The organism is Paraburkholderia sp. C35, from assembly GCF_003121405.1.
In the GTDB taxonomy this organism is placed as follows: Bacteria; Pseudomonadota; Gammaproteobacteria; order Burkholderiales; family Burkholderiaceae; genus Paraburkholderia.
Window position 1 is genome coordinate 39,097 of record NZ_QBUY01000064.1, and the last position, 9,395, is coordinate 48,491.

The window sequence follows — 9,395 nt, forward strand, 5'->3', positions numbered from 1 at the left end:
TTGATGAGTCAGTCAATCACGCATGCCTATGAGCCCGGCGAACCCACCGCCGTGTATCAGGACGACACCGCGCTGTATCGCAAGGTCACGCTGCGCATCGTGCCCTTTCTGTTTCTCTGCTACGTCATTTCGTTTCTCGATCGCATCAACATCGGCTTCGCGCAGTTGCAGATGAAGCACGATCTCGGCTTCAGCGATGCAATGTACGGACTCGGCGCGGCTGTGTTCTATATCGGGTACGTGTTGTGCGAAGTGCCGAGCAACATGCTGCTGGCACGTTTTGGCGCGCGCCGCACGTTCACGCGCATCATGCTGCTGTGGGGCGCGGCCTCTGTGTGCATGATGTTTGTGTCGCAGGCCTCGCATTTTTATCTGCTGCGTTTCATGCTCGGCGTGTTCGAAGCAGGGTTCTTTCCTGGCATCGTGCTGTATCTGACGTACTGGTATCCGGCGCGGCGTCGTGCCGTGATCCTGTCGATTTTCTTCGCAGGCGTTGCGGTGGCGGGCGTGCTGGGCGGTCTCGTTTCGGGCTGGATCATGCGCGATATGGCGGGCGTGATGGGCCTGTACGGCTGGCAATGGATGTTCGCGATCGAAGGTGCGCCCGCTGTGGTGCTGGGTCTGCTCGCGGCCTTCTGGCTGGTCGATGGTCCGCAGCATGCGACGTGGCTCACGCAGCAGGAAAAGGCCCATCTGATCGCGCAACGCGATGCCGAGCAACGTCCCGCAAGCTCGCATTCATCGCGTGCATTCATGGACGCGTTGGGTAACCCGCGTGTCTATCTGTTCGCGTTCATCTACTTCTCGCTGACGTGTGCATCGTTGACGCTCAACTTCTGGATGCCGTTGATGATTCGCGATTTCGGTGTGCACGATGTGCTGTGGATCAGCCTGTACACGGTGATTCCGAACGCAATCGGCGCAGTCGGGCTGATTCTGATTGCGCGTCATTCGGATCGGCATGGCGAGCGGCGCAAGCACTTCGCCGCATGCACGATTGGCGGTGGCATCGCGCTGTCGCTGTTGACACTGCATCTGAGCAGCTTTGCCGCGATGCTCGGCATTCTCTCTGTCGCAGCCGTGCTGATCTTCGCCGCGCTGCCGATCTTCTGGACCGTGCCGTCCGGTTATCTGTCGGGCAAGGCGGCTGCGGCGGGCATCGGGTTGATCAGCAGTATCGGCATCACGAGCGGCATTGTCAGCCCGTGGGTGATCGGCATGATCAAGACGCACACGGGCAGCATGGACAATGCGCTGTATCTGCTGACGGCTCTGCTGTTCATGAGCGGCATTGCGCTGATGCGCGGCGTGCCGAAGCAACGGGTTGCATCGTGAGGTAAAGAATTGCGGGCCTCGTTCGTCAACGCTCACGTAGCATGACGTTATCCGAGCGTTTCGAACCGTGATGAATTCCACCGATCGTTTTCCTGTGCAACATGCCGGCCCGCCTGACATCGCGTTGTGGCGGGTCGATTTCGTTTTCGACTGGCCGCTAGATGCGCCCGCGTTCGATACGTTATCTGTCGACGAGCGCGCGCGGGCTGGCCGTTTTCATCGTCATCAGGACGCGATACGGTATGCAAGCATGCGTGCGGTGCTGCGCGCGGTGTTATCCGAAGCGACAGGTGTTGCCGCCAGAGACGTCGGCATCGCCGCCGATGAAGCGGGCCGTCCGCACATGATCTCGCCGTCGGTTCCCATCGATTTCAATGTGTCCCACTCGGGCGCGCATGGTCTGATTGCGTTATCTCATCGGCGTCGCGTCGGCGTGGACATCGAAACGCGCTCGCGCGATTTCGACTGGCGTTCGGTCGCAAGATCGACACTGAGCAAAGCGGAAATCGAATGGCTGAAAGGCCTCGACGCGGCGAATTCGCAGCACGCGTTTTTCGATGCCTGGGTCGCAAAAGAGGCGTTGCTGAAGGCGGCCGGTGTCGGCATTTCAGAGCACCTGACGCAACTAACCGTCCTTCCGCGCGGCGTCCTTGAACACGTACCTCACGCGTCCCGCCCGCCAGCCGTCCAGAGTCTCGATGCAGCCTGGACCCAAGCCCCACAAGGCTATGCGGCATGCATCGCCTGGTCGCGCGATTCGATCTGAAACGATTCGTCAAGCATAAAAGTCACCAAAAAATAATAAGAATAGCCGGATTTATGATTGAGAATGATTCGCGTTTACGTTAGATTCGCTTCCATCTGATCGATAGCGACATGGAGACGAGTCGATGGCTGAATCAATGGCGAGTTTTGCGGCACGGATCGACCGCAATGCGGCGGCGTTCACGCAAGGCGCACTGGACGATATCGACTGCGAGCCGGCCGTCGCGCTTCAAGGCGCACACACGGCTGCTGGCGCGCGCACATGCGAAGGCCTGCTGCTCGACGTGCTGATCGAGAACCGCCGCTCGCTGATCCAGCTTGCACGTTCGTTCGTCGGCTGCTCGAGCCGTGCTGAAGATGTGGTGCATGACGTCTTCATCAAGCTCACCGGCTTTTCGAATCAGGACGACGTGCGGCAGCCGCTGGCGTACGTGGCGCGCATGGTGCGCAATGCATCGATCGATGCCTGCCGCCGCCAGTCGCTCGAAAACACATGGCATGCGTGTGAGGAAGATGGACTTGACGTGCCGTCGCCCGAACCGACGCCCGAGTCCGCACTCGTGACGCGCGATACGTTGCGCCACGCCTTCGACGCGCTCGCGCAATTGCCCGAGCGCACGCGCAGCGCTTTCGAGCGCGTGCGTTTGCGCGAGGAGACCTTGCAGGAAACGGCGCGCGCGCTGAACGTGTCGCAGACGCTGGTGCACTTCATGGTGCGCGACGCCGCGAAGCATTGCGCGGACTGCGTGCATGCGGGTGCGAAAAACGTTGCATACATGAAGACGGCGACGAAGACAGCGGGTCGCAGTAAAAAAAGCGGCGCGTCGAACGTCAAGCAGATGACAGCCTTGTGATTTCTCGCAGGCAAACGTTCAAACGCAACGCATTCGATACGCAGGCACACACGATATGACCCAGAACACGCATCAAGACACGCAGGACGACGTTCAATACACGGTCGTCATCAACGACGAAGAGCAGTATTCGATCTGGCCGACTTTCCGCGAGGTGCCCGCGGGCTGGCGTGAAGTCGGCGTGCGCGGCGCAAAGGCCGCGTGTCTCGAACACATTGAAACCGTGTGGACCGACATGCGTCCCGCGAGCCTGCGCCGTCATATGGACACAGCGGTAACAACCCGCTGAGCGGCTTCCAGCAGAAGCACACTGCAGCAAAGATTCTCGCGCGCGAAGAGAGCGCCGCGCGAGACCGTTCTTCGCGCCACGCCGATGCACGTTCGATGCGTGCTCTGCGTGGCCTGCCATTGAGGACACGTCATGACAGCCTCTCTCCCGACCCTCGCCGATCTGCGCATCGAACCCGGCCTGCCGACCATCGTCTCACCGCGTGCCGACCAATCGTTCACGCTCGACGCCGCCGCACCGTTGCTGCGCGACATCGCGAACAACTGCATCGAGCGCGCTGGCGGCGTGCTGTTCACAGGCTTCGCTGTGCCTTCGATCGACACGTTCCAGCAGTTCGCCGCATCGTTCGGTTCGCCGCTGATCGGCTATGAGTTTGCGTCGACGCCGCGCAGCCAGGTGGAAGGCGCCGTGTATACGTCGACGGAATATCCGCCGCATCGCTCGATTCCGCTGCACAACGAGCAGGCGTACACGCGCGAATGGCCGATGCGCATCTGGTTTCATTGCGCGCTCGCCGCGCGTTCCGGCGGCGCGACGCCGATTGCCGACAGCCGCGCGATTTATCGCGCGCTCGATCCGGCTTTGATCGAACGCTTTACGAAACGCGAACTGCTGTACGTGCGCAACTTTGGACAAGGACTCGATCTGCCATGGCAGCAGGCATTCGGCACCGACGATCCGCGTGCTGTCGATGCGATGTGCGCGGCGCGTGGCATCGATTGCGAATGGCGCGAGGACGATGACGGCGAACCGCTGCTGCGCACGCGCGAGCTGTGTCAGGCGGTTGCGGTCCATCCGCGCACGGGCGACCGCGTGTGGTTCAACCAGGCGCATCTGTTCCACCTGTCGTCGCTTGAAGAAGATATGCAGGAAGCGCTCGTCGATGCTGTCGGAATCGAAAACGTGCCGCGCAACGTGTATTACGGCGACGGCAAGCCGCTCGAAGCGGAAGTGCTCGCGGAGATTCGCGTCGTTCTCGATCAGCAGCGCATCGTGTTTCCGTGGATGGGCGGCGACGTGCTGATGCTCGACAACATGCTGACCGCGCATGCACGCGATCCGTTCGAAGGTCCACGCAAGGTGGTTGTCGCAATGGCCGAAAGCTACAGCGTTCCGTCTAATGCGCAAGCGCCGAGAACATTTGCCACCGCTACATGACGACATGAAAAGCAGTTCGAATATGGCACTGTCGGCGCGTGCGCTGAGAGTGGGGTATCGCGATCACGTCGTCATCGATTCACTCGACATCGACATCCGCGCGAACCGCGTGACTGCGCTATGCGGTCCCAATGGCTGCGGCAAGAGCACGCTGCTGCGCGCGCTGGCCGGTTTGCAGCCTGCGCTGGCAGGCGAGGTGAAGGTGGCGGGCAAGCCGCTCGCGTCATACAAGCGGCGCGATTTTGCGCGTACTCTGACGATGCTGTCGCAGTTCAACCAGATTCCGGCCGGGCTGTCCGTGCGCGAACTGGTAGCGTATGGACGCTATGCACACGGTGGCTGGATGCGTGGCTTGTCGAAAGCAGACCATGAGGCGATCGACGATGCGCTCGCCGCCAGCGGCATTGCCGACGACGCCGCGCGCGATGTCGCCGCGCTCTCGGGCGGCGAGCGGCAACGCGCATGGATCGCGATGGCCCTCGCACAACGCGCGCCCATCGTGTTGCTCGACGAGCCGACCACGTATCTCGACATTCATCATCAACTCGACATTCTGAGCGAACTGCGCAGGCTGAATCGCGAGCGAGGGCTGACTATCGTGTGGGTGCTGCACGATCTGAATCAGGCAGCCGCATACAGCGACGAAATCGTGCTGATGCGCGCGGGCGGCATCATCGCGCAGGGCACGCCCGATGCGATCATCGATCCGCAACATCTCGAAGCGACGTTCGGCGTGCCGATGCTGCGCATTGCGCATCCACAGACGGGTGCGCCGATGTGCGTGCCCGCGCATCCCGACGGCGACGAACTGGCGAGTGCATCCGACGATAAAGGCCTCGCCGCATGACCACGCTTGCTGCACGAAAACGTATGCAGCGCACGCAGGCGCGTGCGTTGCCGCGCTGGCGCGAAGCACAGCACAGCCGTGTCGGCGTGTTGACGGCGGGCCTGCTCGCGATGATCGCCGTCATCGCAGCGTTGCGCGTCGGTCCCGATCTTTCGATGCTGCTGCATGCAGTCACATCGAACGCCGGACATGACAGCGACGAACAGGCGCTCGCGCATGTGTTGCTGTTCAACCTGCATGTGCCGCGCGTGCTGGCCGCAATCGTGGCGGGCGGGTGCCTTGGTGTGTCGGGCGCGCTGTTTCAGGCGTTGACGCGCAATCCGCTGGCGTCGCCGGATCTGCTCGGCATCACGGGCGGCGCGCAGCTTGGCCTCCTTGCCGCGATGCTGATTCCAGCGCTGGCGGGCAGTGCTTCTGTGCCGTTGCTGTTTGGCTGCGGCCTGCTCGCTGCCGTATGCGTCGCGGCCGCCGCGGGCGGCTGGCGCGCGACGCCGCTGCGCATGGTGCTCGCAGGCAGCGTCTGCACGCTGCTGTTCTCGGCGATTTCCACACTGACACTCGCGTTCTTCGAGCAGAGCATCGCGGGTGTCGCGCTGTGGGCGAGCGGCAGCCTCTATCAGCCGGGCGCCGACGGACTCGTGACCGCGATGCTGTGGATGATGTTGCCGCTCGCGGCAATGCCCTTCGTCGTGCGTCCGCTCGATCCGCTTGCACTCGGCGACGATGCTGCGCTGGCCGTCGGTGTGCGCGTGGATGCCGCGCGCTTTTACGCATTGCTCGTGGCGATTGGCTTCGCGAGCGTTGCCGTGAGCATCGCGGGGCCGATGTCGTATGTCGGGCTGATTGCGCCGAATCTGCTGCGCCATCTGCGCGGCTCGCGCTCGACGCGACTTGCAGCGCTTGCGCCGCTATCCGCGCTGGTGGGTGCATTACTCGTGCTGGCGACCGACAGTGCCGTGCTCGCGCTCGATCTGGATGGAACCTTGTCGACAGGCGTGGCCATCGCCGTGGTCGGCACGCCACTGATGCTCGCGATGATCCGCCACGGCGGCGCGTGGACGACGGCGCTCACGCAATCCGCCGATGCACCCGCGCAAGCCGCACGCAGCCGTTTCGCAACGTGGGTGACAGGGCTTTCGCCAATTGGTATCGGCGTGATCATTGCTGCCGTCGTCGCGATAGCGATCTATATGGCGGGCACGCTCGGCGCGACGACGCTCGCTGCGCCGCGCTGGCTCGCTGCCTTGCAGGGCGACGACAGCGTCGCGCGGATGCTGTTCGATCTGCGTGTGCCGCGCGTCGTGTGTGCGTTGCTTGCCGGTGCGATGCTTGCTGCCAGCGGCGTGCTGATGCAAAGCGTCGTGCGCAATCCGCTTGCGGGGCCGGAGGTGCTGGGCGTGACCCAGGGCGCGTCGCTTGCCACGCTCATAGCGTTGCTGTTCTGGCCGCTCGCTGCGCACGCGACGATTGCAGTGTCGTCGATGATCGGGGGTGGCGTGACGCTCGTCGCCATTCTCGCGTTGAATCGGCGCATGCGTTATGCGCCACTCGCCGTGGCGTTGACGGGCCTGGTGGTCGGCACGCTGTGGACTACGCTTGCGCAGTGGGTGATCGTGCAGGAAAGCGTGCAACCTGCTCGCTTCGTCGTGTGGCTGGTGGGTGGAACGTATGGGCGCAGCTGGAGCGACGTGCTTGCGCTGTTGCCTTGGTGCGCGCTCGCGTTGCCTGCGTTCGTGCTGCTCGCGCGCCCGCTCGATCTGCTTGCGCTCGGCGACGATCAGGCGGCGTCGCTGGGCTTGCCCGTTGCGCTGCTGCGTCCGCTCGCGTTGACGGTGGCGACCATCGCAGCGTGCGCAGCGGTGGCGGCCGTCGGGCCGATTGGCTTTGTCGGATTGATGGCGCCGCATCTTGCTGCGTTGCTCGGCGCGCGGGCGCATCGCGTGAGACTGTGGCTGGCCGCAACGTGTGGTGCCATCATTCTCGCTGCCGCCGATATCGGCGCGCGCACCTTGCTCGCTCCGCGCGAGATTCCTGCGGGCGTGCTGACCGCGCTGATCGGCGCGCCGTATCTGCTCGCGTTGCTGATCGTGCAGGCAAGGCGCGAGCGCGGGCGCGGGCGGTGACGATGTCTTTCGCTGCAACACCTGCCGCCACATCATTTGCTACGCTTGTTGCGGGCACGCCGTTCACTGCGTATGTCGAGGGCGTATGGCTCGGCACACCTGCCGATACGCTGCACGCCAATGATGGCGCGCAGGTCCGTGTGCCACTGACACAACTCGCGGCGCAGCGCGAAGCGATACTCGATGCAATGACCTTGCGCTACGGCGGCGATGCGGAACGGCATGCGCGCGCGCTGTTGTCGCAGTGGAGCAAATACTATTTCCGGCTTGCAGTGCCCGCGGCGCTGGTGGCAGCGCTTGCGTTGCAAAGGCCGCTCGACATGGCGCCTGAACGCTGTGTGCTGCTGCTGCGCGACGGCATGCCTGAAGCGCTGTATTTGCCGCACGATGCGCTGGGCGAAGCGCAAGAAGAAGCCGCGATCCGATATGCGTCGCTGGTCGACGAGCATCTGCGTGGCGTGATCGATATGCTCGCGAGCATGACGAAGATCGCGCCGCGCGTTTTATGGAGCAACGTTGGCAACCTGCTCGACAGCTTGTTCGAGCTGTGCGCGTCGATGCCTGTTGCGGGCAGCGACGCTGCATGGCTGTTCGAATCGCGTGAGTTATTTGGTCGCGATGAACCCAATCCGCTGCGTGCACCCGTGCGCGACGTGACACCGCGTTCGCCGCTGTTGCCCGCACCATTTCGCGCGCGTCGTGTGTGCTGTGTTCGCTATGAAATACCCGGAGAAGATCAACTGTGTGCAAGCTGTCCGTTACTACTGACGATGAGCGACGAAGAGCTTGCGCGACAGGAGGCGATACGATGAAGCGGGTGTTGCGGGCGACTGTGTGTGCGATGTCGTTTGCGTTGGCCTGCGTGGCGCATGCGGCAGATGCGACGTCTGCAATCGCTTGCACGCCGCTGTCGGCGAACCCGACTGTGACGCAGGCGAGTGCCACGTTGCCTGCGCATCCGAAGCGCATCGTGGTGCTCGAATTTCTGTTTGCTGAAGCGTTGCTGTCGCTGGATATTACGCCTGTGGGTATGGTCGATACTGCGTATTACCCGTCATGGATCGGCTATGGTGTCGAGCGCATGCAATCGGTGCCTGATGTCGGCACGCGTCAAGAGCCGAGCCTCGAAGCGATTGCGGCGCTCAAGCCGGATCTGATCATTGGTGTTGGATTTCGGCATGCGCCGATCTTTTCTGCGTTGCAATCCATTGCGCCGACCGTGCTGTTCCAGTTTAGCCCTGATATGAAGCTCGATGGCGCGCAGGCGACGCAACTGGATTGGGCACGGCGGATCTTCGATACGATCGGCTGCATGACGGACCGCGCGGCGCAGGCGCAAGCCGTCGAACGTCAACTCGATGAGGGTTTGGCACGCGATGCGAAGCGTCTTGCTGATGCTGGGCGTGCGCATGCCGATTTTGCGCTGTTGCAGGAGTTGGGTTTGCCGGATCGTTATTGGGCGTACACGGGGAACAGCATGGCGGGTGGGGTGGCGGCGAAACTAGGATTGACGCTGTGGCCTGCGAAGCCGACGCGCGAGGGGACCACTTACGTGACGTCGGAGGACCTGCTCAAGCGGCCGCAGACGAGTGTGTTGCTGACGAGTGCGACTGGGCCTGAGGTTAAGCTCGATGCGAAGCTTGATTCGCCGGTTTGGAGGTTTGTGCCTGCTCGGCGTGATGGGCGTGTGACGCTGGTCGAGCGTAATGTTTGGGGGTTTGGTGGGCCGATGTCGGCGTTGAAGTTGTCGCATGCTTTGACTGAGGGGATGTTGAGGGTGCCTGCGGCGCATTTGAAGGTGAGGTGAGTTGGTGTTGTTGTTGTTGTTGTTGTTGCTTTCGCTTTCGCTTTTGGTTTTGCTGGCATCCGCGATTTGTTAGTGGTCTGCCTGGGTTGCCCCTGTGCGGGGCGGCACCTACTTTTCTTTGCCGCGGCAAAGAAAAGTAGGGGCGGTTTCAAAGACCAAGTGCAACAGCGGGGTTAATTTCGATGCCCTGTTTCTTGCAGTTTTCCATGAAGGCTTG

At 62.5% G+C, this 9,395-nt stretch carries 9 protein-coding genes; all 9 read left to right on the plus strand.

The genetic code is table 11. The features are described from left to right. The first annotated feature begins 3 nt into the window (after positions 1 to 3). Entirely contained in the window at positions 4 to 1,335 is a 1,332-nt protein-coding gene (locus DK391_RS28990; RefSeq protein ID WP_109481442.1) for an MFS transporter, read from the plus strand. Between the two features lie 70 nt (positions 1,336 to 1,405). Continuing rightward, complete coding sequence (locus DK391_RS28995; protein ID WP_109481443.1) at positions 1,406 to 2,101, plus strand: 4'-phosphopantetheinyl transferase superfamily protein; 696 nt, start codon at positions 1,406 to 1,408, stop codon at positions 2,099 to 2,101. Positions 2,102 to 2,225: 124 nt separating this feature from the next. After that, on the plus strand, positions 2,226 to 2,954 hold the full coding sequence (locus DK391_RS29000; RefSeq protein WP_109481444.1) for an RNA polymerase factor sigma-70: 729 nt from the start codon (positions 2,226 to 2,228) through the stop codon (positions 2,952 to 2,954). 55 nt (positions 2,955 to 3,009) lie between these two features. After that, positions 3,010 to 3,243, plus strand: a complete 234-nt coding sequence (locus DK391_RS29005) for an MbtH family NRPS accessory protein (RefSeq protein ID WP_109481445.1) — start codon at positions 3,010 to 3,012, stop codon at positions 3,241 to 3,243. Positions 3,244 to 3,375: 132 nt separating this feature from the next. Then, the gene (locus tag DK391_RS29010; protein WP_109481446.1) at positions 3,376 to 4,401 is read left to right on the plus strand and encodes a TauD/TfdA family dioxygenase; all 1,026 of its coding nucleotides are present in this window, start codon (positions 3,376 to 3,378) and stop codon (positions 4,399 to 4,401) included. Between the two features lie 4 nt (positions 4,402 to 4,405). Continuing rightward, a complete protein-coding gene (locus tag DK391_RS29015) occupies positions 4,406 to 5,248 on the plus strand; it encodes an ABC transporter ATP-binding protein (RefSeq protein ID WP_109481447.1) in 843 nt (280 codons plus the stop codon). Beyond that, complete coding sequence (gene fhuB / locus DK391_RS29020; protein ID WP_109481448.1) at positions 5,245 to 7,371, plus strand: Fe(3+)-hydroxamate ABC transporter permease FhuB; 2,127 nt, start codon at positions 5,245 to 5,247, stop codon at positions 7,369 to 7,371. The genes DK391_RS29015 and fhuB overlap by 4 nt, the downstream gene beginning before the upstream one ends. 2 nt (positions 7,372 to 7,373) lie before the next feature. Further along, entirely contained in the window at positions 7,374 to 8,183 is an 810-nt protein-coding gene (gene fhuF, locus DK391_RS29025; protein WP_109481449.1) for a siderophore-iron reductase FhuF, read from the plus strand. Further along, positions 8,180 to 9,178, plus strand: coding sequence for an iron-siderophore ABC transporter substrate-binding protein (locus DK391_RS29030; RefSeq protein WP_109481450.1), 999 nt, complete (start codon positions 8,180 to 8,182; stop codon positions 9,176 to 9,178). The genes fhuF and DK391_RS29030 overlap by 4 nt, the downstream gene beginning before the upstream one ends. Positions 9,179 to 9,395 lie beyond the last annotated feature (217 nt).

Bases quoted from the DNA above. Each gene is read 5' to 3' on its own strand.
- DK391_RS28990 (WP_109481442.1), top strand. From the start codon at position 4: ATGAGTCAGTCAATCACGCATGCCTATGAGCCCGGCGAACCCACCGCC.
- DK391_RS28995 (WP_109481443.1), top strand. From the start codon at position 1,406: ATGAATTCCACCGATCGTTTTCCTGTGCAACATGCCGGCCCGCCTGAC.
- DK391_RS29000 (WP_109481444.1), top strand. From the start codon at position 2,226: ATGGCTGAATCAATGGCGAGTTTTGCGGCACGGATCGACCGCAATGCG.
- DK391_RS29005 (WP_109481445.1), top strand. From the start codon at position 3,010: ATGACCCAGAACACGCATCAAGACACGCAGGACGACGTTCAATACACG.
- DK391_RS29010 (WP_109481446.1), top strand. From the start codon at position 3,376: ATGACAGCCTCTCTCCCGACCCTCGCCGATCTGCGCATCGAACCCGGC.
- DK391_RS29015 (WP_109481447.1), top strand. From the start codon at position 4,406: ATGAAAAGCAGTTCGAATATGGCACTGTCGGCGCGTGCGCTGAGAGTG.
- fhuB (WP_109481448.1), top strand. From the start codon at position 5,245: ATGACCACGCTTGCTGCACGAAAACGTATGCAGCGCACGCAGGCGCGT.
- fhuF (WP_109481449.1), top strand. From the start codon at position 7,374: ATGTCTTTCGCTGCAACACCTGCCGCCACATCATTTGCTACGCTTGTT.
- DK391_RS29030 (WP_109481450.1), top strand. From the start codon at position 8,180: ATGAAGCGGGTGTTGCGGGCGACTGTGTGTGCGATGTCGTTTGCGTTG.